At 36.8% G+C, this 22016-nt stretch carries 20 protein-coding genes; 15 read left to right on the top strand and 5 right to left on the bottom strand.

The window, feature by feature from the left end; translation table 11 throughout:
- Nucleotides 1-32: 32 nt before the first annotated feature.
- The 3 genes from MHH59_RS19425 to MHH59_RS19415 all read right to left on the bottom strand — a co-directional run bounded on the left by MHH59_RS19425 (nt 33) and on the right by MHH59_RS19415 (nt 2539).
- Nucleotides 33-710 carry an HAD family hydrolase gene (locus MHH59_RS19425; RefSeq protein WP_340852146.1) on the bottom strand — a complete coding sequence of 226 codons (678 nt, stop codon included), beginning with the start codon at nt 708-710 and terminating at the stop codon, nt 33-35.
- A 22-nt stretch (nt 711-732) separates the two neighbouring features.
- Nucleotides 733-987, bottom strand: coding sequence for a YbeF family protein (locus tag MHH59_RS19420; RefSeq protein WP_002014701.1), 255 nt, complete (start codon nt 985-987; stop codon nt 733-735).
- A gap of 166 nt (nt 988-1153) precedes the next feature.
- On the bottom strand, nt 1154-2539 hold the full coding sequence (locus MHH59_RS19415; RefSeq protein WP_002014700.1) for a hypothetical protein: 1386 nt from the start codon (nt 2537-2539) through the stop codon (nt 1154-1156).
- Nucleotides 2540-2703: 164 nt separating this feature from the next.
- On the opposite strand from MHH59_RS19415, the gene MHH59_RS19410 reads away from it, so the two are divergent.
- The 3 genes from MHH59_RS19410 to MHH59_RS19400 all read left to right on the top strand — a co-directional run bounded on the left by MHH59_RS19410 (nt 2704) and on the right by MHH59_RS19400 (nt 5401).
- Nucleotides 2704-3069 (top strand): YoqO family protein, encoded by a 366-nt coding sequence (locus MHH59_RS19410; protein WP_340852143.1) that lies wholly within the window; start codon nt 2704-2706, stop codon nt 3067-3069.
- 707 nt (nt 3070-3776) lie between these two features.
- Nucleotides 3777-4907 carry an RNA-guided endonuclease InsQ/TnpB family protein gene (locus tag MHH59_RS19405; protein WP_002128841.1) on the top strand — a complete coding sequence of 377 codons (1131 nt, stop codon included), beginning with the start codon at nt 3777-3779 and terminating at the stop codon, nt 4905-4907.
- 152 nt (nt 4908-5059) lie between these two features.
- A complete protein-coding gene (locus MHH59_RS19400) occupies nt 5060-5401 on the top strand; it encodes a YoqO family protein (protein ID WP_340852142.1) in 342 nt (113 codons plus the stop codon).
- A 42-nt stretch (nt 5402-5443) separates the two neighbouring features.
- On the opposite strand, the gene MHH59_RS19395 is transcribed toward MHH59_RS19400, so the two are convergent.
- Together MHH59_RS19395 and MHH59_RS19390 are read right to left on the bottom strand one after the other, a co-directional pair.
- Nucleotides 5444-6514, bottom strand: a complete 1071-nt coding sequence (locus MHH59_RS19395; RefSeq protein ID WP_002128840.1) for a M24 family metallopeptidase — start codon at nt 6512-6514, stop codon at nt 5444-5446.
- A gap of 370 nt (nt 6515-6884) precedes the next feature.
- A complete protein-coding gene (locus tag MHH59_RS19390) occupies nt 6885-8594 on the bottom strand; it encodes an Rqc2 family fibronectin-binding protein (protein ID WP_002128838.1) in 1710 nt (569 codons plus the stop codon).
- A 105-nt stretch (nt 8595-8699) separates the two neighbouring features.
- On the opposite strand from MHH59_RS19390, the gene MHH59_RS19385 reads away from it, so the two are divergent.
- The 12 genes from MHH59_RS19385 (at nt 8700) to MHH59_RS19330 (ending at nt 22010) form a co-directional block, all read left to right on the top strand.
- A complete protein-coding gene (locus MHH59_RS19385) occupies nt 8700-11423 on the top strand; it encodes a calcium-translocating P-type ATPase, SERCA-type (protein WP_340852138.1) in 2724 nt (907 codons plus the stop codon).
- 99 nt (nt 11424-11522) lie between these two features.
- Nucleotides 11523-12398: a YicC/YloC family endoribonuclease gene (locus MHH59_RS19380; protein ID WP_002088227.1), complete on the top strand. Its 876-nt coding sequence runs from the start codon at nt 11523-11525 to the stop codon at nt 12396-12398.
- 67 nt (nt 12399-12465) lie between these two features.
- Nucleotides 12466-12729: an extracellular matrix/biofilm regulator RemA gene (remA, locus tag MHH59_RS19375; RefSeq protein WP_001251456.1), complete on the top strand. Its 264-nt coding sequence runs from the start codon at nt 12466-12468 to the stop codon at nt 12727-12729.
- 13 nt (nt 12730-12742) lie between these two features.
- Nucleotides 12743-13360, top strand: coding sequence for a guanylate kinase (gene gmk, locus MHH59_RS19370; RefSeq protein ID WP_002014492.1), 618 nt, complete (start codon nt 12743-12745; stop codon nt 13358-13360).
- Nucleotides 13361-13362: 2 nt separating this feature from the next.
- Complete coding sequence (rpoZ, locus tag MHH59_RS19365; protein ID WP_002014493.1) at nt 13363-13575, top strand: DNA-directed RNA polymerase subunit omega; 213 nt, start codon at nt 13363-13365, stop codon at nt 13573-13575.
- A gap of 197 nt (nt 13576-13772) precedes the next feature.
- Nucleotides 13773-14978 (top strand): bifunctional phosphopantothenoylcysteine decarboxylase/phosphopantothenate--cysteine ligase CoaBC, encoded by a 1206-nt coding sequence (coaBC, locus tag MHH59_RS19360; protein WP_340852136.1) that lies wholly within the window; start codon nt 13773-13775, stop codon nt 14976-14978.
- Nucleotides 14975-17380 (top strand): primosomal protein N', encoded by a 2406-nt coding sequence (priA, locus tag MHH59_RS19355; RefSeq protein WP_201056865.1) that lies wholly within the window; start codon nt 14975-14977, stop codon nt 17378-17380. Before coaBC ends, priA begins: the two co-directional genes overlap by 4 nt.
- A gap of 11 nt (nt 17381-17391) precedes the next feature.
- Entirely contained in the window at nt 17392-17862 is a 471-nt protein-coding gene (gene def, locus MHH59_RS19350) for a peptide deformylase (RefSeq protein ID WP_002014496.1), read from the top strand.
- Between the two features lie 22 nt (nt 17863-17884).
- Nucleotides 17885-18829: a methionyl-tRNA formyltransferase gene (fmt, locus tag MHH59_RS19345; protein ID WP_002014498.1), complete on the top strand. Its 945-nt coding sequence runs from the start codon at nt 17885-17887 to the stop codon at nt 18827-18829.
- A complete protein-coding gene (gene rsmB, locus MHH59_RS19340) occupies nt 18826-20160 on the top strand; it encodes a 16S rRNA (cytosine(967)-C(5))-methyltransferase RsmB (protein WP_002128834.1) in 1335 nt (444 codons plus the stop codon). The genes fmt and rsmB overlap by 4 nt, the downstream gene beginning before the upstream one ends.
- A gap of 4 nt (nt 20161-20164) precedes the next feature.
- Nucleotides 20165-21253: a 23S rRNA (adenine(2503)-C(2))-methyltransferase RlmN gene (gene rlmN, locus MHH59_RS19335; protein WP_002014500.1), complete on the top strand. Its 1089-nt coding sequence runs from the start codon at nt 20165-20167 to the stop codon at nt 21251-21253.
- Between the two features lie 4 nt (nt 21254-21257).
- The gene (locus MHH59_RS19330) at nt 21258-22010 is read left to right on the top strand and encodes a Stp1/IreP family PP2C-type Ser/Thr phosphatase (RefSeq protein ID WP_002066780.1); all 753 of its coding nucleotides are present in this window, start codon (nt 21258-21260) and stop codon (nt 22008-22010) included.
- Nucleotides 22011-22016: the final 6 nt, after the last annotated feature.

Below are 22016 nucleotides of genomic sequence, written 5' to 3'. Positions count from 1 at the left end.
GACGACTGCGGGGGGAAACGCGGTCGTTTTTTTTATATCATTGTTAAAAATTCATGTAAAGAACATATAGTAGGAACAGCGCACTTGAGTTGCGAGTTATCCCGATTTAACCATATCCCTTGCATTCCAGCTGCTGTACTACTAATTGCATCAGTTTCTAATCGATCGCCAATATAATAGCAGTCTTGCATTTCAAGATTCGATTGTAATACGGCTCTGTGAAATATTTCAGGGTCTGGTTTCGATATACCAATTTCACTAGAAGTAAAAATATATTTGAAATATTGTAGAATGTTTAGAGCTCTTAATTTTTCGATTTGTTGTTCATAGTCACCATTACTAATGATACCTAACGAGTATCCTCTTTGCTGCAAAGTTTGCAATGTATAGAGGACATCTTCAAACGTGGTCCAGTTCTTCTTATATAGTTCTATATATTGATTAAATCTGTGCTGAGATTCCTCGAGTGATAAGTTTACTTCATATACTTTAAATAAATGAGACATTCGCAACCTTTGTTGGTCTTGAAAAGATAATTCTTTGGATAAAAATTTATTGAAATATTGTTCGGATAATTCATGCCATAGTTTCGTAGCCTCTAATTCGTTTCCTGAGAAAATATCATTATACTTTTGGAAGAAATGTGAGATACCATTTTTCTCAGCAGTGTCGTAATCAAGTAAAGTTCCATCGATATCAAAGAAAATCATAGTAAAATCTCCTTACTAGTAACTACTTAGCGTTTTCTACAACTTCATATCCTCTCACAAACAAGAGAGTCATATAAGAAACAATAAATGAGAAGATGCTGTACATACCAATCCAAAAGAAAAACTTTGGGGTAAAGGCGAAAACACCTATTATTAAAAAACTAGCAAACGTTACAATCGGCATTACGTAATACGTTTTCGTTCTACGTGTTCCAATAACAGAAACGATAAAGATAAGTAATGGACAAATTAATAAGACGAAAATCAATTCATTCATAGTTATGTCCCCTTTTCTAATTGAGGTAATCTGTTGCTCGTAAACGTTTTGAAATAAATACTCTCCTAATATAACTTCGCTAACATATAAATAACCCCTTTTGAAAGTCAGTAATAAATGATGGATTTCACAATAAAAAACGTAAGCAAGAGAACACTTGCTTACGTTATAGAATAAACATCGCAACGATAGTGGTGACGATTAAGCCAATCACAACCGGTAAAAAGTTTCGGCGTGCAAGCTCAAACGGATCTACTTTGCATATCGCAGCGGCAGGAATAAGCGCCCAAGGAATTAAAGTCCCGCCCCCGGTCCAGATTGCTGCAATTTGCCCGAGTGCTGTTAATGTAGCTGTTCCATGCCCAAGTGCTGTTCCGAAAAGATTGGCAATCGAACCAGCAAGTGATATACCGGAAAAGCCAGATCCATCTAAGCCTGTTATGACACCAACAATAGTTAATGTTCCTGCCGATACATATTGGTTTAAAGGAACAGTTTGAGATAAGGCGATTCCTAAGTCGTTAATGATTCCATGTGAACCTTTCGGTAAATAGTCCCCGATAATTTTCACAAAGCCGCTATCTCCTAAATAAAAGAGTGCAGCAATTGGGATAACTGGACCAAAGATTTTAAATCCAAATTGGAGCCCTTCTATAAAATAATCGGTCGTTTTATTTAGTCCATTACCTTTGTAGGCGATGAGAGAAATGATGATAATCATAATAACAGTCGTCCCGCCGATAAGTGCAGTTGCGTCGCTTCCTTGTAGTTTAAATTGAATCATGCAAAGAATATCTATGGCATATACGATCGGAATACAAATAGCGAGCCATTTTTTTGTCTGAGGAGATAATGAAGTGAGCGTTTTAGAAGACTCAGTTGATGGAGTAGATTCTTGTATAGATAAGCCTATATGAAATTCTTTTCGTAAGAAGAAAAATGCAACGGAAGTTGTTACAATACCCATAACAATAACGAGGGGAACACTGGCTGAAACAACGCTGGAAACAGGAAGACCAGCAGCGTCTGCAGTTAATTTCGGTGCACCTTGAATTACGAAGTCACCAGATAAGGCGATGCCGTGTCCGAATAAGTTCATAGCAATGGCAACACCAATTGGCGGAAGGCCAACGCGTACAGCGACGGGTAATAAAATAGCCCCCATTAAGGCGACAGCTGGAGAAGGCCAAAAGAAGAAAGAAATTGTCATCATTAAAAGTCCGATAATCCAATAGGCGAGGGTAGGTGTACGAATCATTTTTGTAAATGGTGAAATCATCGTATCATTTATGCCGGTATGAACGAGTAGATTGCTCATTGATACGATAATGGAGATGATTAATATAGTTGGTAATAGCTCAGTAATGGCGTAAATGAAACTGTGAAAAATACCGCTAATAGCAAGAGGGATAGAGCTTGTAGCGGTTAATGCTAATAAAAAGATAAAAACGATACAAATAATCGTCGTATCTTTCCGGAGAATAAAAAAGGTAATAATAGTGAGTAAACAAAGAATATAGAGAGTATGCAACAGCGTTAATTCAACTCCCATAACATTCACATCCTTTAGGCATTCGTGTAGTTTATTGTATGAAAGCAGTGAAAGTATGTGAGTATAGGAAAAAGAAAAAGTGAAATTTCATGTACTGTAATGGTAAGAATAGTAAATGGATGTTATAATACAATTAAGCCTAAAAATGGAATTTGAGGGGGCATATGCGCAAACAAATTGGATTTTGGGGATTCATCCTCTCTTGTAGTCTATTAATCATTTTAAATCTGTTCACAAACAATGAATGGATCAGTATCATACCTGTTTTCGGGTTTGTATTTGTACTTTTATATAACTGGGATGATATGAAACAATATAGCAAGAAAAGTATTGGAATTATGATAGGTATCATTGTTGTTAGTTTGTTTGTCGTAGGTTTTATTTTAATAGAAGGTCAGAAGCAAATGGAGAAAATGTCTATTTTTCAACAATGGTTGTCGTCTGCAAAAGCTCTTTATCTTGTAATTGTAGTTGTTATTTTGCTAAGAATTGTTATAAGTATAGCAAGTTACATATTAAAGAAGAAGTAGAATGGGGGAGTACGAATGAGAGAGAAAATAGGGTAACTAACTGTTACGATTTATTTAACCAATTATAACCAAAGTTAATTAAATATATCAGTAAGCCCTGCTAGTCAAGTGATTGGCTAGTAGTGAGGGTTAACTGCGGGCAATCCCTAAAGCTGATTGAACTACAACGTGGCTAGAAATAGCGAGCGTGAATGTCGCGAAAGCAGAAAAAATCAATCAGATCGTGCAAGGTTAAATCCTAAACATTAGAACAATGGGTCTTCCGCCTCGAATCATCTAAGTCAAAATGGATAAGATGAACGTTCAACGACTATCTCGTATAACTGACGAGAGTACATCACAAGCCTATGGTGGTGAAAAAATCCTCTATCTTTAAGTAGATAACATATAGTCTGCGCTCATGTGAAAACATGAGAAGTTCATAAGAGAACTGGCTAAGGAATTGCGCCCTTAGTTGAACAAGATAAATTTTATTGAATCTATCAAACTTTATTGAAAATATCGAACGTACGTTCTGTGTTAGGTTCAATGAGGTGAGAATAATAATGAAATTTTCACGAGTTAGTCAAGTATCGGAATTAACAGGTTTGTATCCTAGTAGTCTTAGGAGAATGCTGATGGAACACGCTACTATTCAGAAGGATCAATCTTTCGTTATCTAAAAGGTGAGTGCTCGAATAATCGCACAGTAAAGGAGTAGGCTTCTGATGATATTGGCGAAGAAAGTTAGACTGATTCCAACGCCTGAACAAGAAAAAGTGCTTAGAAACCATGCTGGTGCTGCAAGATTCGCTTATAACTATTGTAAAAGAATGAGTGATAGATATTATAAGCTATTTGGAAAATCTGTTTCACAGTTAGCTTTACAGAAACGATTTACAAAGATCAAGAAGCGAAAGAGATATGAGTGGTTAAATGACATCAACGCACAAGTTCCCAAACAGGCTTCAAAAGATTTTGATACGGCGAGGAAACATTCGTTCAAAAAGTACAAAAATGGTTATCACACTTCTTATAAATCTAAAAAAGATTTAATCCAAGGATTTTATGCCAATTATGAAAGACTGATTATAGGAAAGAAAGTAGTTCATATTCAGTCCATTGGAGAAGTGAAAACAAGCCAACAACTACCAAGAAACAAAAAACCATCCAATCCAAGAGTTACATTTGATGGTCGTCACTGGTGGATTAGTGTAGGGTTCCAAGAAGATTTTGAATCTCAAGAACTAACCAATGAGTCGATTGGTGTGGATGTTGGTTTAAAAGAGCTGTTTGTAGCTTCTAATGGTACGAAAGAACGAAATATAAACAAAGATGCTAAGGTTAAAAAACTTTTGAAAAGGAAAAAGTCAGCGCAAAGAGATATGTCTAGGAGATTTAAAAAAGGTGTAAAAATTCAATCTGCCGGATATGAAAAAGCTAAAACTGAGCACCTGCGGTTATCTAGGAAAATTACGAATATCCGAAATAACCATATCCATCAAGCAACAGCTAAATTGGTGAAAACCAAACCAATGAGAATTGTTGTGGAAGACTTACCTATCTCAAACCTGTTAAAAAACAAAAAACTATCGAAAGCATTTTTATTTCAAAAATTAAACTTCTTCTTTCAATGTTTGTCATACAAGTGCGAGAAGTATGGCATTGAGTATGTAAAAGCTGATAAATGGTTCGCCTCAAGCAAGATTTGCTCATGTTGCGGAGTAAAATACGACCATTCAGTTCAACCAGAAGGACAGTGGAGTTTAAAAATACGTGAGTGGCGTTGTGTTGGGTGCAATAGCCATCATGATAGAGATTTAAATGCTTCGATAAATTTATCAAGATGGGTAAAATAAAAGCTTGATAATAGGAGGTAACGATACTGCCTCGTGTGGAGTGTTATACCCCTCGTCCCTTCGGGGTTGCGAGAACACGATGAAGCACTAACTTGTGTAAATTTGATTGAATTGCATAGATTTAGTTAAGTTTATCGTATCGGTATTATGGTGTGCTCGTTTGTTTACTATTATCAGTTATTTCAGGGCAATTTCTTAAAAGTGAATGGGTGCCAGTTATATTATGTATAGGAGTATTGATTTTTGCACCTATGTATCGCTGGAAGGAATGGAAAGCATATAGCCGAAAAAAGAAAATTGTTTTCAGCATCGAGTTTGTCTTTATAATTAGCACAATTCCGTTTTTGTTATTGAAAGGAAATGAGATAATAGATGGAATTGTAATGTTTCAAGGGTGGTTATTTATTGCGAAATTGCTATATTTAATATGTATATTAATGTCGGTAGCGGTAATCGCTAAAAAAGTAAACGAAAAGCTATTCGCTAATGAATAAAAGAAAATGCCACCTTATTCGGTGGCATTTTTTTCTATGATTTTAACAAGGGATAACAATTAGTTCCCGATTTGATTTTGTAATAACTTCATATCCGTCTTTTGTAATGACGATATCATCTTCAATTCTACAACCGCCCCAGTTCGGTATGTAAATACCAGGTTCAACGGTAACAACCATACCTTCTTCTAAAGTAGCCTTACTTTCTTGGGATAGGCGAAGAGGTTCATGTATTTCTAACCCAAGACCATGACCGGTAGAGTGTCCAAAATATTGACCGTATCCATGTTCTGTAATGTAATCTCTCGTTATATCATCGATACTTTTCGCAGTTTCCCCAGGTTTAATTGCTTCCGTCCCACGTTTTAACGCTTCTCGTACAACATTGTATATCTTTTTGAATTCTTCTGATGGTTCCCCAATTGCTACAGTACGTGTTATATCGGAACAATATCCATCGTAAAGTGCACCGAAATCTAATGTAACGACGTCGCCTCGTTCGATTATTTTATTTGATGCAACTCCATGAGGAAGTGAAGAACGAACACCAGAAGCTACAATGATTTGAAATGAAGAGGATGTAGCCCCTTTTTTTCGCATGAAAAATTCTAACTCATCTCGTACATCATTTTCACTTATTCCTGGTTTTAGAAACGTAAGGATGTGGTGAAATGCTTCGTCAGCAATATTAGCTGCGATTTTCATTGTTTCTATTTCAGGCATGTCTTTAATAATACGAATATTTTCGATGATTTCGCACACTTGAACCATTTCCGCATGTACGTATTTTTGTAAGTTTTTATATTGTTGTAATGTCATGTTATTTTCTTCAATTCCAAGTTTTTGAATGTTTAATTTCGATACTTGATTTGCAACTTCTTTCTCTAAATTTCCTTTATGCATAACAATTTCAGCGTCTTTTATTTGTGATTTCGCTTGATCTACGTAGCGAAAATCAGTTATAAAAACCGCTTTATCCGCAGAGATTAAGACGACGCCAGCGCTGCCTGTAAAGCCTGTTGCATATTGGCGATTTTCTTTTTTTGTAATAAGTAATCCGTCAATTTCATATTTTTGTAGTTGATTTTGGATTTTATTAATTCTTAAAGTCATGTTAATTTCCCCCTTTTCACAGTATTGAATAAAGCAAATAGCGTGCCAAAATATATATTTGAGGAAAAAAGATAGTAGGAACTACATATGTTTTAGGGGAGATGAAAAATTAGCCCGCTATTTGTGAGAGGCGGTTTGTTCATAAAATCAAGATTACTTCAATAATCAGTGGGGGGATGAAAAAATATTGATTGGAGGTGCACTTTATATACATACTGTAAAAAAATTTATACAGATGTGAAATGACACTGTCAATTTTTTTGACAATATTGAAGGGAAGAAAGATGTTATGAATGAGTGAATGGATATATGAACTGAATTGAAACCATATAAAAAATGCGTCGCTTGCAAGCAACGCATTTTTTAATATTTACGCTTTTAATTTCATTACTGTATCAGCATCTGGTGTTACATATAATGTTTGTTGATTGTCATATGTAACAAATCCAAGTTTTGCACCGCTCGGTTTTTTGACATGGCGTACCTTTGTGAAATCTACAGGAACAGAACTAGAATCTTTTGCTTTACTGTAATAAGCAGCGATTTTAGCGGCCTCTTGTAAAGTCTCTTCCGTAGGTTCAAGAGAACGAATGACAACGTGGGACCCAGGTATGTCTTTCGTATGTAACCAAATTTCATCACGACGGGAGAATTTCGTTGTTAAATAATCATTTTGCTTATTGTTTTTACCGACGAAAATTTCTGTGCCATCACTAGCTAAATATTTGTCCAATACTGGTTTTGTCGGTTTTTTCTTTGAGTTTTTCTTCTTACGATTACGTACATAACCTTCTTCGGTCAGTTCTTCACGAATCTCTTCAATATCTTTTGAAGAAGCAACCTCCATTTGTTGAAGTAAGCTATCGAAATAAAGAATTTCTTCATTTGTTTTTACGATTTGTTCTTCTACAATAGCAACTGAATTTTTCGCTTTTTGGTACTTTTGGAAATAGCGTTGTGCATTTTCAGATGGTGTTTTTAAAGGATTTAATGTGATTTTTACAGTCCCACCATTTTCGTCGTAATAGTTAACGACTTCTATCTCTTTATCACCTTTTTTCAAAGCGTACATATTGGCTGTAAGTAGCTCTCCAAATAGTTGATATTTATCTGCTTTTCCGGCATCTTGTAATGTTTTTTCTAGTTTAATTAGCTTCTTTTCATTTTTTGTTTTTTCATTTTGCATAAAGCGTTCTAAATCGTGAGCTTGTTGTTTTACACGATCGCGCTCTGCTTTACCAAAGAAGAAACGATCTAATAATTCACTAACAGATGAAAATGTTTTTTCGTTTCCTTGTAAGTGAGAAAGAGGGAATAGGTAAAAGAACTCTTTTCCATTTGCTGTTATCATTGCTGGCACGTACTGATGTGTTAGCAAAGGTTTTTGCAAGCTGAAGAAAGCTTCAGATAATGCTTTTTCATTTGCCATACCTGCTTTTTTTACAACTTCTTTTGCAAATAATGGGGAAATTCCCATGAATGCTCCGACAAGTTGTTTGTCCATGTTGCCAGATAAAAAGTCTAGCGGTTTAATAAAATCATCTTCTGTTTCGATAAGAAGCGGATTAACTTTATGTTGTGCCGGTGGGGCAACATATTCAGCTCCAGCATATACAGTACGATGTCGGTTTACCGCTAAAGAAACGTGTTTTAAGCTATCTAAAATAACATTTGTTTTCGTATCTACTAAGATAATATTACTGTGTCGTCCCATTATTTCGATTACTAATGTTTTTACTGATTCGTCACCGATTTCATTGCGACTGCGGACTGTAATTTGAATAATACGTTCTAAGTCAATTTGTTCAATTTTTTCAATAAATCCACCTTCTAAATGTTTGCGAAGAAGCATACAAAACATCGGCGGTAGCGCTGGTGAATTGTAGTTTTGATTTGTTAAGTGCATACGCGCATATGTAGGGTGAGATGAAAGAATTAGTTTTTGGTTTTTTCCGTTTGCTCGAATATGTAATAAAACTTCATATTTTGAGGGTTGATATATTTTTGAAATTCTTCCTGTTTGAAGAGAATTTGCAATTTCATGTGTAATTGCTCTTGTAAATAATCCATCGAATGCCATGAATGAACACTCCTTTCTAACTAAAAGTTAATTATAGCATTTTTTTGGACGAGGCTGAATAAGCTTTCATTAGAGTATGTCTGGAATCAGGAGGTCGATGGCAGGATGAACTGGTATGAAATGCGAGCACATGAAGTGGAGGAAAGAACGAATACGAATGTGGAGGTAGGTCTTACAGAGCAAGAAGCAGAGGGCCGATTAAAGAAATTTGGCACAAATGAATTGCAAGAAGCAAAGCGGCCTTCTGCGCTTATGGTGTTTTTAGCGCAATTTAAAGATTTTATGGTACTTGTTTTATTTGGTGCTACAATTATTTCAGCTTTTTTAGGAGAGTATATTGATTCGATTGCAATTGTTGCAATTGTTATTATTAATGGTGTCCTCGGTTTCTTCCAAGAGAGGAAAGCTGAAAAATCGTTGGAAGCTTTAAAAGAATTGGCAGCTCCTCAAGTTACTGTACTAAGAAATGGGAAGTGGATAAAAGCACCGTCAAAAGCGCTTGTACTGGGTGATATTATTAAATTTTCTAGTGGTGACCGTATTGGCGCGGATGTTCGCCTTGTGGAATCTTCAAGTTTATATATTGAAGAATCGGCTCTTACAGGAGAGTCATTGCCTGTACAAAAGAAGGTAGATGCGTTACAAGGTCAAGATGTTTCAATTGGTGATCAAAAAAACATGGCATTTATGGGGACGATGATAACGAGAGGTGCTGGAACAGGGGTAGTCGTAGCAACTGGAATGAATACAGCTATGGGGCAAATTGCAAATATGTTGCAAAATGCTGAGCAAATGGAAACGCCATTACAAAGAAGATTAGAACAGCTTGGAAAAATTTTAATTATTGTTGCTCTTATTTTGACGGCTCTTGTTGTACTAGCTGGTGTATATCAAGGGAATGAAGTGTATCACATGTTTTTGGCTGGGGTTTCGCTTGCTGTTGCAGCTATTCCAGAAGGATTGCCAGCTATCGTTACGGTTGCGCTATCACTTGGTGTACAGCGTATGATTAAAAAGAAGGCAATTGTGCGAAAGTTGCCAGCTGTAGAAACGTTAGGCTGTGCTTCTGTTATTTGCTCAGATAAAACAGGAACAATGACACAAAATAAAATGATGGTAACACATATGTGGTCAGGCGGAGAATTGTGGAAAGTAACAGGTCAAGGCTATGAGCCAACAGGTTCGTTTATGAAAGGTGAAGAAGTAATTGACCCTACTAAGACGAAATCACTGTATCAACTACTTACATTTGGCTGTTTATGTAATAATGCGAATGTTATTCAAAAGAAAAAGACGTATGTGTTAGATGGAGATCCAACAGAGGGAGCTCTCGTTGCTGCTGCAATGAAGGCGGGAATATCACGTGAAGCTCTTAAAGGAAAGTTTGAAGTCATTCGTGAATTTCCTTTTGATTCAACTAGAAAAATGATGAGCGTTATCGTTCGTGATCGTGAAGGTAAAAAATTTGTTATTACAAAAGGAGCACCAGATGTTCTTTTGCAGATGAGTCAAACAATTTTGTGGGGAAATAAGCAGCAGCCTTTAAGTGAAATGTATCGAAAAGAAGTGCAGGCAGCGATTCATAGTTTAGGAAGTCAAGCTTTACGAACGATTGCGGTGGCATTTAAACCGTTAAAAGCTACAGATTCAATTGAACATGAAAGAGAAGTCGAGCAGGATTTTATGCTTGTTGGAATACAAGGAATGATAGATCCGCCAAGACTAGAAGTGGCGCAAGCGGTGAAAGAGTGTAAGGAAGCTGGTATTAGAACGGTAATGATTACGGGAGATCATAAAGTGACGGCAATGGCAATTGCGGAACAGCTAGGGGTTTTACCGGCGGGTGGACGCGTTGTTGAAGGTGTAGAACTTGCGAATATGGATGTAGAGGCATTAGAAGATATTGTAGAAGATACGTATGTATTCGCTCGTGTGTCTCCTGAGCATAAATTGAAAATCGTTAAGGCGCTGCAAAATAAGGGACATATAGTAGCTATGACAGGTGATGGAGTGAACGATGCTCCAGCTATTAAAACAGCTGATATAGGGATTGCGATGGGAATTACAGGGACAGATGTTGCAAAAGAAGCTTCTTCACTTGTGTTGTTAGATGATAACTTTGCTACGATTAAATCGGCGATTAAAGAAGGTAGAAACATATATGAAAATATTCGGAAGTTTATTCGGTATTTGTTAGCATCTAACGTTGGTGAAATTTTAGTTATGTTATTTGCGATGTTACTTGCACTGCCATTGCCGATGGTTCCAATTCAAATTTTATGGGTGAACTTAGTTACTGACGGTTTACCAGCGATGGCATTAGGTTTGGATAAGGCTGAAGGAGATGTGATGAAGAGAACACCACGCCATCCGAAAGAAGGGGTGTTCGCTAGAGGGCTTGCGTGGAAAATTATAAGTCGTGGTTTTTTAATCGGAGCAGTGACATTAGTAGCGTTTATTATTGCATTTAACCAGCATCCGAATGAATTGAAGTATGCACAAACGGTAGCCTTCGCAACATTAGTACTGGCTCAGCTTATTCATGTATTTGATTGTCGTAGTGAACATTCTATATTTCATCGCAACCCGTTTGGAAATATATATTTAGTAGGGGCGGTTATTATTTCTTTACTGTTAATGCTTGTAGTTATATATTATCCACCATTACAGCCGATTTTTAGCACAATGCCGATACAAGCACGAGATTGGTTGTTAATTGGAGGATTATCATCTATTCCGACCTTCTTATTAGTAGGATCCTTATTAACAAGAAAAAAGGGGGAAAAGAAAAAGCCGCTGTTATATAAGAAGGGATTAAACTTGAAATAGTCAATGATATGAAAATATGATATAATTTACAGAAGGTAGTAGAGTCGCATCTCTATTGCCTTTTTCATTGAGTTATTTCATGGCTTGGATGTGATAAAGATGATTTGTAGTATGACAGGATTTGGAAGATCGAAGGTAGAAAACGATACTTTTCAAATAACAGTAGAAATGAAGTCGGTGAACCATCGTTTTTTAGAAATGAGTATTCGGCTTCCGAAGCAAATGATGGCGTTTGAAGACAAGATTCGTAAAATAATTGCAAAGCAAGTTCGCCGTGGACGTATTGAAGTGTCTATTAGTATAACAGGCGAAGGGCTTGTTGAAAGAAAACTAACTGTGAATTGGGAACTTCTCAAGCAGTACCAATCCATTATGGAAGATATAAAAGGGAAATTTCAATTACAAGATTCTATTACACTCGGGCAACTAATGGGAATGCCAGAAGTAACGGCAGTTGAAGAAATAGAAAATGTAAATGAACAATTTGAAACCGGTTTATATGAAGCTGTTCGTCAAGCTGCTCATATGTTGAAAACGATGAGAGATGGCGAAGGAGAACGATTACATAAAGATATAGCATATCGTTTGCAAGAGATTCATAATTGTGTAAATGCAATTATTCCACATGCACCAATTGTTACACAAAAATATCGTGAACGATTAGAAAATCGCTTAAAAGAATTACATAACCAAGATTTAGATGAACAACGATTGCTGACAGAAGTAGCAATATTTGCAGAGCGTTCAGATATTCACGAAGAATTAGTTCGATTACAAAGTCATTTAGATCAATTTCGTGAAGCACTGCAAATTACAGAGCCTGTTGGAAGGAAAATGGACTTCATCGTGCAAGAGATGCATAGGGAAGTTAATACGATAGGTTCTAAGGCAAATGACTTAACAATTTCAAAATATGTCGTAGAAATGAAAAATAACCTTGAAAAAATTCGTGAACAAGTACAAAATATTGAGTAGCTTTCAAAAAATATATAAAGTTATACGTGGTGGAGAAATCGGATAGACTTACTAGGAGGCGCAAACTATGGCCATGCGGTTTTTAAATATTGGATACGGAAATATTGTATCTGCTCATCGAATTATTGCTATTGTAAGTCCGGAGTCAGCTCCTATTAAACGGACAGTACAGGAAGCGCGTGAACATAATGCTTTGCTTGATGCTACGTATGGGAGAAAAACAAGGGCGGTTATTGTTATGGATGATGGGCATGTAGTATTAAGTCCAATTCAGCCAGAGACGATTGCACATCGTTTGAATAATAAAGAAGATTTAAGTGAGGAAGGGTAGGTTTTACATATTTATGAGAAGTAGAAGAGGATTGCTCATCGTTCTTTCGGGACCTTCTGGTGTCGGGAAAGGAACGGTTCGAAAAGAGCTGTTTAGCCATGAAGACACACGTTTTCAGTACTCTATTTCAGTAACGACACGTAAACCGCGTGAAGGTGAAGTAGATGGTGTGGATTATTTCTTTAAAGAGAGAGAAGAATTTGAAGAAATGATTCGTAATGAAAAGTTACTTGAATGGGCTGAGTTCGTTGGTAATTATTACGGAACACCGATTGATTATGTTGAAAAAACGTTACAAGAAGGAAAAGATGTGTTCTTAGAAATTGAAGTGCAAGGAGCAATTCAAGTTAAGAAAGCCTTCCCAGCAGGTGTATTTATTTTCTTAGCACCTCCAAGTTTATCTGAACTAAAGAACCGAATTGTCGGCCGTGGTACAGAAACTGAAGATGTTATTGAAAATCGTTTAACTGTAGCGAAAGAAGAAATCGAAATGATGGACGCTTATGACTATGTTGTAGAAAACGATCAAGTTGAATTAGCTTGCGACCGAATTAAAGCAATTGTGGTTGGTGAACATTGCCGCCGCGAAAGAGTGGCAAAATACTATAAAGAAATGACGGAGGGTCTATAATTATGTTAAATCCATCAATTGACTCATTATTAACAAAAATCGATTCTAAATATACACTTGTAACAGTAGCTGCAAAGCGTGCACGTGAAATGCAAATTGCTGACAATTGTGTTATTGAAAAGCCTGTTTCTTATAAATGTGTAGGTAAAGCATTAGAAGAAATCGATTTAGAAGTATTAAAATATGTACCAAGCGATGACACAATAATTGATTAAGACATTCTTTTCGACAAATTAAAACATAGACTTTATAATTTTCTATGTAACGGTAACAACCTATTTACAAGTAGGTTGTTATTTTTTTACGATAGGGATGAAAAGGAATCGAAAAAGACGGAACGAAATACTGGTACTGACGAGCTGGAAATTCTATTTCAGTAGAATAAGTTTGAAAAAGAAAGAGGACGAGTCATATGCTAAAAGGGAAAAAGATACTTCTATGTGTAACAGGAGGCATTGCAGTTTTTAAAGCGGCTGCGTTAACAAGTAAATTGACACAAGCTGGCGCTCTTGTAAAAGTAATGATGAGTGAGTCGGCAATGAAGTTTGTTACGCCTCTTACATTTCAAGCACTTTCTCGCCATGATGTATATACGGATACGTTTGATGAGAGAGACTCCGCTGTTATTGCTCATATTGATTTAGCGGATTGGGCAGATGTTGTACTTGTTGCACCTGCTACAGCTAATTGCATTGGAAAGTTAGCTGGCGGTATTGCTGATGATATGATTACAACTACTTTGTTAGCTACTACAGCTCCAGTGTGGATTGCACCTGCTATGAATGTGCATATGTATGAAAATAAAATTGTTCAAAAAAACATGATGACGTTAAAAACATTAGGATATACATTTATTGAGCCTGGGGAAGGTTTTTTAGCATGTGGTTATGTAGCAAAAGGAAGACTGGAAGAACCTGAAGCAATTATTGGACGATTAGAAGAGGCTTTCTCGGAACAACAACCATTGCAAGGAAAACGAATATTAATAACAGCTGGACCGACACGTGAAAAGATTGATCCGGTTCGTTTTATGACGAATTTTTCTTCTGGAAAGATGGGGTATGCGATCGCAGAAGTTGCAGCAGGCTTAGGTGCTGATGTCATACTTGTGTCAGGACCGACAGCATTAGAGTCACCATTACATGTCACAACAATACAAGTGGAATCTGCACAAGATATGTTAGAGGCAGTCCTTCAGCATTATCAGAGTGTGGATGTTGTCATCAAAACAGCAGCCGTTGCAGATTACCGTCCGAAATATGTTCATGATAATAAAATGAAAAAGAAAAATGGCGATGCTGTAATTGAATTAGAAAGAACAGTGGATATTTTAAAAACGTTAGGTGAGAAGAAGGACCGACAGTTACTTATCGGTTTCGCAGCTGAAACGACAAACATAGAGGAATACGCAACGAGAAAATTACATGAGAAAAATGCAAATATGATTGTTGCGAATGACGTGAAAGCGCAAGGAGCTGGGTTTGGTACGGATACAAATATTGTGACAATGTATAGAAAAGATGGAGAAATCATTGAGCTGCCACTTTTAACGAAGAAAGAAGTGGCTCGTGAAATATTAAAGCAAATAGAAATGATGTTAGAAGATGATTATGTATGAAGTTTGCAAGTGTAATTGTTGATGTACCTGCACGTCAAACAGATCGACCGTTTGATTATATTATCCCTAAAAAATGGGAAGATATCGTGCAAACAGGAATGCGTGTAGTAGTCCCATTCGGTCCGAGGAAATTGCAAGGTTTTATTATTGGCATAAAGGATTCGGTTGAACTAGAAAGTAAAAAGTTAAAAGCGTTGTATGAAATATTAGATGTCACTCCGGTTTTAAATGATGAATTATTAAAACTTGGGTATTGGCTTACAAGTGAAACGTTATGTTATATGATTTCAGCTTTTCAGGTGATGCTTCCGACGGCGATTAAAGCAACATATAAAAAGCGTCTGCAACTTCGTAACCGAGAAGAAGTAGCACCAGAAATTCTTTCTTTATTTCAAGGGAAGGAAACGATAGATTGGGAAGTTATCGAAGCACAGCCGCACCTATATCGCACTATTCAACAAGAAATTAAAAATGGTACGACTGAATTGGTTTATCAAGTAAAGGATAAAGTGCAGAAGAAGAAACAAAGAGTAGTTCAACCGGAGTTGCCGGCAGATAAATTGGAATTAGCAGCATTTGAACTGAAAAGTAAAAAACAACAAGATGTACTCTATTATTTTGTAGAAAACTACAAAAGTGTACCGTTAAAAAATTTAACAGAAGAATTACAAATAACAGATGCTCCAATAAAAGCACTTGTTAAAAAGGGTCTAATCTCAGAAAAGTATGTAGAGGTATACCGGAGTCCGTATGACGATGATGATTTTGAACAAACGAAACCATTTCCGCTTACTGAGGAACAAAAACAAGTAATTACACCGATTTTGTCATCAATTACAAATGAAACTTACAATCCATTTTTACTATATGGTGTTACAGGAAGTGGTAAGACTGAAGTGTATTTACAATCTATAGCAGCGGTGCTCGAGAAAGGAAAAGAAGCAATTGTGCTTGTTCCTGAAATTGCGCTAACGCCCCAGATGGTAGATCGCTTTAAAGGTAGGTTCGGTTCGCAAGTTGCAGTTCTTCACAGTGCGCTTTCTGTTGGCGAGAAATATGATGAATGGCGAAAGATATTAAGAAAAGAAGTGAAAGTTGTAGTTGGTGCGCGTTCAGCTATTTTTGCTCCATTCGAAAATTTAGGAATCATTATTATTGATGAAGAGCATGAATCAAGTTATAAGCAAGAGGATAACCCAAAGTATCATGCAAGAGATGTAGCAGTGTGGAGAGGACAATACCATAAGTGTCCAATCGTTCTCGGAAGTGCAACGCCGACACTTGAATCGTTTGCTAGAGCGAAAAAAGGTGTCTATGGGTTGCTTACAATGGAAAAACGTATGAACAAACAAGCTTTGCCGACTGTAGAAATTGTTGATATGCGTGAAGAGCTTCGTGATGGAAATCGCTCAATGTTTTCAAAGGCACTGCATGAAAAAATAGCAGATCGATTAGAAAAAAAAGAACAAATGGTTCTCTTTTTAAATAGAAGGGGTCATTCTACGTTTGTGATGTGTCGTGATTGTGGGTATGTCGTACAATGTCCGCATTGTGATATTTCGTTGACATATCACAAAATGAACCATCGTTTAAAGTGTCATTATTGTAGTCATGAGGAAAATATGCCAACGGAGTGTCCTGCTTGTAATAGTACGTATATTCGTTTCTTTGGTACAGGGACGCAAAAGGTTGAAGAAGAAATCACAAAACTATTCCCTGAGGCGCGGGTCATTCGAATGGATGTGGATACAACAAGCCGTAAAGGAATGCATGAAAAATTATTAAAGGCGTTTGGTGAAGAGAAAGCAGATATATTACTTGGAACACAAATGATTGCAAAAGGGCTTGATTTTCCGAAGGTGACGCTTGTTGGCGTTTTAACGGCGGATACGATGCTTCATCTACCTGATTTTCGGGCGAGTGAAAAGACGTATCAGCTATTGACACAAGTGAGTGGACGTGCAGGAAGACATGAATTGCCAGGTGAAGTTGTAATTCAAACGTATACGCCGGAACATTACAGTGTAGAATTAGCAAAGAATCAACAATATGATGTATTTTATGAGCACGAAATGCAAATGAGGCAAATGAGACAATATCCGCCATATTACTACGTTGTACTTGTAACTGTATCTCATCCGGAGTTATTAAAGGCAGTCCAAGTGACGGAAAAAATTGTCGGTCATTTACGAACGCATTGTTCAAGGCAAACGATGGTGTTAGGGCCGGTTGCTTCAGCAATTCCAAGGATAAAAGATAGATATCGTTACCAATGCATGATAAAATACAAACGGGAACCAAACTTAAAGAACGTGCTCAAAATGGTAAATGAACATTATCAAGCAGAAATGCAAAAAGAGCTACAAATCTCAATTGATTTTAATCCAACAATGTTAATGTAGCGGAGGGAAATATGGCAGTTTTAGAAATTGTAAAGCATCCAAATGAAGTGTTAGAAACACCATGCGAAAGAGTAATTAACTTTGATAAAAAGTTAGTGAAATTGTTAAAAGATATGCATGAAACAATGTTAATTGCAGACGGAGTTGGTTTAGCTGCGCCACAAGTGGGTGTAAGCTTACAAGTTGCTGTTGTTGATATAGGTGATGATACGGGTAAAATTGAATTAATTAATCCTGTTATTTTAGAAAAACGTGGTGAACAAGTAGGTCCCGAAGGCTGCTTAAGCTTTCCGGGACTTTATGGTGAAGTGGAGCGTGCAGATTACATTAAAGTACGTGCACAAAATCGTCGCGGTAAAATATTTTTATTAGAAGCGGATGACTTCTTAGCGCGTGCAATTCAGCATGAAATCGATCATTTACACGGTGTTTTATTTACATCTAAAGTGAAAAGGTATTATGAAGCAGGCGAATTAGAATAGGTTTAAAAGGAGCGGTTTTTGAATGATGAAAGTAGTATTTATGGGGACACCGGACTTTTCTGTGCCGGTGCTTCGTCGTCTTATCGAGGACGGATATGACGTAGTTGGTGTTGTAACGCAACCTGATCGTCCAGTTGGTAGAAAAAAGGTTTTAACACCTACTCCTGTTAAAGTAGAAGCGGAGAAACATGGTATTCCAGTAGTACAGCCGTTAAAAATTCGTGAAAAAGACGAATATGAAAAAGTATTAGCACTAGAGCCAGACTTAATTGTAACAGCAGCATTTGGACAAATCGTACCGAATGAAATTTTAGAAGCGCCAAAGTATGGATGTATTAATGTCCACGCATCATTACTTCCAGAACTTCGCGGTGGTGCACCAATTCATTATGCGATCATGGAAGGTAAAGAGAAAACAGGTATTACAATTATGTATATGGTAGAAAAATTAGATGCGGGCGATATATTAACGCAAGTAGAAGTAGAAATTGAAGAGCGTGAAACAACAGGGTCATTATTTGATAAGTTAAGCGAAGCAGGAGCACACCTGTTATCTAAAACGGTTCCTTTACTAATTCAGGGTAAACTAGAACCAATTAAACAAAGTGAAGCTGAAGTGACGTTTGCATATAATATAAAACGTGAGCAAGAGATAATTGATTGGACAAAAACAGGTGAAGAAGTATACAATCACATTCGCGGATTGAATCCATGGCCAGTTGCTTATACGACTTTGGCAGGACAAGTTATTAAAGTATGGTGGGGAGAGAAGGTCTCTATTACAGAGAAAGCTGAACCAGGTACAATAGTAGCTCTTGAAGAAGATGGATTTGTTGTTGCAACAGGGAACGAGACAGGCGTTAAAATCACTGAATTGCAACCATCTGGTAAAAAGCGTATGAGTTGTTCACAATTTTTACGTGGAACAAAACCTGAAATTGGTACGAAGTTAGGAGAAAATGCATGAGACAAAATGTTCGTGAGTTAGCTCTGGATGGCTTAATTCAAGTAGAAAAAAGTGGTGCATATAGCAACTTACTTTTAAATAATTTGATTGAAAAAAATACAATTGACAGAAAAGATATTGGTTTATTAACTGAAATGGTATATGGAACAATTCAACGTCGTGACACACTAGATTATTATTTACAACCATTTTTAAGAAAAAAGGTTGAAGCGTGGGTAAGAGTGTTGCTTCGCCTATCTCTATATCAAATGCTATATTTAGACCGAGTTCCAGAAAGAGCGGCTATTCATGAAGCAGTTGAGATTGCAAAGCGTCGTGGGCATAAAGGGATTTCAGGCATGGTGAACGGAGTATTGCGTTCAATTCAGCGAGAAGGTGTACCTTCGTTAGAAGAAATCGAAAATCCAGTAGAACGTCTTGCGATTGCAACGAGTCATCCAATGTGGCTTGTACAAGAATGGGCATCCGAATATGGTTTAGAGACAGCAGAGAAAATGTGTGAAGTAAATATGTTGCCACCTGTACCAACAGCACGTGTAAATGTTGATAAAGTAACGGTAGAAGAAGCGGTTGCGTTATTAGCTGATGAGGGTATAGAAGCAAAACGTGGTGAATTGTCAGAGGATGCAATTCAAATTGAAAGAGGAAATGTCGCACATACAGAAGCGTTCAAAAAAGGTTTCCTTTCTATTCAAGATGAAAGCTCAATGCTTGTAGCACGTGCTTTAGAACCGAATAAAGGAGATACAGTTCTAGATAGTTGTGCTGCTCCTGGCGGAAAAACAACTCATATTGCAGAGCGTTTGGACGGAACTGGTAAGGTAATGTCGCTTGATTTACACGCACATAAAGTACGTTTAATTGAACAACAGGCGAAGAGACTTGGTTTAGAAAATGTAGAAACGATGGCTTTAGATGCTAGAAAAGTTCAAGAGCATTTTGCAAATGAATCTTTTGACAAAATATTAGTAGATGCACCATGTTCTGGATTTGGTGTTATTAGACGTAAACCTGATATTAAGTTAGGTAAAGATAAGGGCGATAGTGAAAGGTTATCAACGATTCAACTTGCGATACTAGAAAAAATAGCACCATTGTTAAAACAAGGTGGTCGCCTTGTTTATAGTACGTGCACAATTGAAAAAATAGAAAATGAACAAGTAATAAAGCAATTTTTACAAGAGCATCCTGAATTTGAATGGGATACTACGATAAAAGATCGCATGCCAGAAAAGTTAAATCCGTATATTGATGAAGGTCAAGTACGAATTTTACCGCATTATTTTGCAACAGATGGCTTTTATATTGCTTGTTTAAGAAAGAAGGTGTAGCATCATGGAAACGACTGTAAAAAAACAAAAGAAAAATCTAGAAACAAAGAAACCATCAATTTATTCTTTACAACTTCATGAAATGCAAGATTGGTTAAAGGAACAAGGAGAACCTAAGTTCCGTGCAGGACAAATTTTTGATTGGCTATATAAAAAACGTGTAAAAAATTATGAGGATATGTCAAACCTTGCTAAAGGATTGCGCGATAAATTGTCGAATTCCTTTGATATTACTACTTTAAACACTTTAGTAAAACAAACGTCTTCGGATGGAACGATTAAATTCCTATTCCAGTTATACGATGGATACTCTATTGAAACTGTACTAATGCGACATGAATATGGAAATTCCATTTGTGTAACAACACAGGTGGGTTGCCGCATTGGCTGTACGTTCTGTGCTTCTACACTTGGTGGGTTAAAACGAAACTTAGAGGCTGGAGAAATTGTAGCGCAAGTAGTAGAAGTTCAGCGTGCGCTTGATGAAACAGAAGAACGTGTAAGTTCTCTTGTTGTTATGGGAATTGGAGAGCCATTTGATAATTATGATAACTTAATGTCATTCTTACGCATTGTAAATCATGAAAAAGGAATTCACATTGGTGCAAGACATATGACAGTTTCAACAAGTGGAATTGTTCCAAAAATTTATAAGTTTGCTGAAGAAGATATGCAAATTAATTTTGCGATTTCATTGCATGCTGCAAATACAGAGATACGTTCAAAATTAATGCCGATCAACCGTGCTTATAAGCTACCTGATTTAATGGAAGCTGTTAAATACTATGTAAATAGAACAGGGCGTCGTATTACATTTGAATATGGCTTATTTGGAGGAGAAAATGACCAAGTTGAGCACGCTGAAGAACTTGCTGCGCTCTTAAAAGGTGTAAAATGTCATGTAAACTTAATTCCGGTAAACTACGTGCCAGAACGTGATTATGTACGTACGCCACGAGAGCAAATTTTCTTATTTGAAAAGACGCTAAAAGATCGTGGAGTGAATGTAACCATTCGCCGTGAACAAGGTCATGATATTGATGCAGCCTGCGGTCAGTTGCGTGCAAAGGAGCGCAAAGAAGAGACGAGGTGACTAGATGAAAGCCGTGTTTCTATCGGATAAAGGAAAAGTTCGTCAACATAATGAAGATAGTGCAGGAGTTTTTCGCAATTTAGATGGAAATATTTTAGCGGTAGTAGCAGATGGAATGGGAGGTCATCGAGCTGGCGATGTAGCTAGCTCGATGGCTATTCAATTATTCCATGATTATTGGAAGCAAACGCATAATATGAATGAGCCTAAAAAGGTAGAAAAGTGGTTACATACTAACGTTGGAATTATTAATGAGCGCATATATGCTTACTCTCAGCAGCATGCAGAATGTAATGGCATGGGAACAACACTTATAATAGCCATTTGTACATCGAATTTTGTGACGATAGGTCATATAGGAGATAGTCGTTGTTATATGGTATCAGAGGGGAAAATGACGCTTGTAACGGAAGATCATTCGCTTGTAAATGAACTTGTAAGACATGGCGAAATTTCAAAGGAAGATGCAGAATATCACCCGAAAAAGAATGTTTTGTTAAGAGCATTAGGAAATGAAGAAACAGTTGGATTAGATGTTAAAACATTGGTGCTTGAAGAAGATGATCAATTACTTCTTTGCTCGGATGGATTGTCTAACAAAGTTTCTATTGCTGATATGCAACAAATTTTACAATTGAATGAACAGCTCGAGGCGAAGGGAGAGCATCTCATTCAATTAGCAAATGATCGTGGTGGAGAAGATAATATTACCCTCGTTATTATTGATTATACGGATTCGACAAACGAAAGTAGGTGAAGTGCA

Source organism: Bacillus sp. FSL E2-0195 (genome assembly GCF_038003645.1).
Classification (GTDB): Bacteria; Bacillota; Bacilli; order Bacillales; family Bacillaceae_G; genus Bacillus_A; species Bacillus_A mycoides.
The sequence above is the reverse complement of the archived record's forward strand: the minus strand, read 5'-3'. Positions and strand labels throughout refer to the sequence as shown.

Excerpts from the sequence above, each read along its gene's own strand:
- MHH59_RS19425 (WP_340852146.1), bottom strand. The coding sequence starts at position 710 with ATGATTTTCTTTGATATCGATGGAACTTTACTTGATTACGACACTGCT.
- MHH59_RS19420 (WP_002014701.1), bottom strand. The coding sequence starts at position 987 with ATGAATGAATTGATTTTCGTCTTATTAATTTGTCCATTACTTATCTTT.
- MHH59_RS19415 (WP_002014700.1), bottom strand. The coding sequence starts at position 2,539 with ATGGGAGTTGAATTAACGCTGTTGCATACTCTCTATATTCTTTGTTTA.
- MHH59_RS19410 (WP_340852143.1), top strand. The coding sequence starts at position 2,704 with ATGCGCAAACAAATTGGATTTTGGGGATTCATCCTCTCTTGTAGTCTA.
- MHH59_RS19405 (WP_002128841.1), top strand. The coding sequence starts at position 3,777 with ATGATATTGGCGAAGAAAGTTAGACTGATTCCAACGCCTGAACAAGAA.
- MHH59_RS19395 (WP_002128840.1), bottom strand. The coding sequence starts at position 6,514 with ATGACTTTAAGAATTAATAAAATCCAAAATCAACTACAAAAATATGAA.
- MHH59_RS19390 (WP_002128838.1), bottom strand. The coding sequence starts at position 8,594 with ATGGCATTCGATGGATTATTTACAAGAGCAATTACACATGAAATTGCA.
- MHH59_RS19385 (WP_340852138.1), top strand. The coding sequence starts at position 8,700 with ATGAACTGGTATGAAATGCGAGCACATGAAGTGGAGGAAAGAACGAAT.
- MHH59_RS19380 (WP_002088227.1), top strand. The coding sequence starts at position 11,523 with ATGATTTGTAGTATGACAGGATTTGGAAGATCGAAGGTAGAAAACGAT.
- remA (WP_001251456.1), top strand. The coding sequence starts at position 12,466 with ATGGCCATGCGGTTTTTAAATATTGGATACGGAAATATTGTATCTGCT.
- gmk (WP_002014492.1), top strand. The coding sequence starts at position 12,743 with ATGAGAAGTAGAAGAGGATTGCTCATCGTTCTTTCGGGACCTTCTGGT.
- rpoZ (WP_002014493.1), top strand. The coding sequence starts at position 13,363 with ATGTTAAATCCATCAATTGACTCATTATTAACAAAAATCGATTCTAAA.
- coaBC (WP_340852136.1), top strand. The coding sequence starts at position 13,773 with ATGCTAAAAGGGAAAAAGATACTTCTATGTGTAACAGGAGGCATTGCA.
- priA (WP_201056865.1), top strand. The coding sequence starts at position 14,975 with ATGAAGTTTGCAAGTGTAATTGTTGATGTACCTGCACGTCAAACAGAT.
- def (WP_002014496.1), top strand. The coding sequence starts at position 17,392 with ATGGCAGTTTTAGAAATTGTAAAGCATCCAAATGAAGTGTTAGAAACA.
- fmt (WP_002014498.1), top strand. The coding sequence starts at position 17,885 with ATGATGAAAGTAGTATTTATGGGGACACCGGACTTTTCTGTGCCGGTG.
- rsmB (WP_002128834.1), top strand. The coding sequence starts at position 18,826 with ATGAGACAAAATGTTCGTGAGTTAGCTCTGGATGGCTTAATTCAAGTA.
- rlmN (WP_002014500.1), top strand. The coding sequence starts at position 20,165 with ATGGAAACGACTGTAAAAAAACAAAAGAAAAATCTAGAAACAAAGAAA.
- MHH59_RS19330 (WP_002066780.1), top strand. The coding sequence starts at position 21,258 with ATGAAAGCCGTGTTTCTATCGGATAAAGGAAAAGTTCGTCAACATAAT.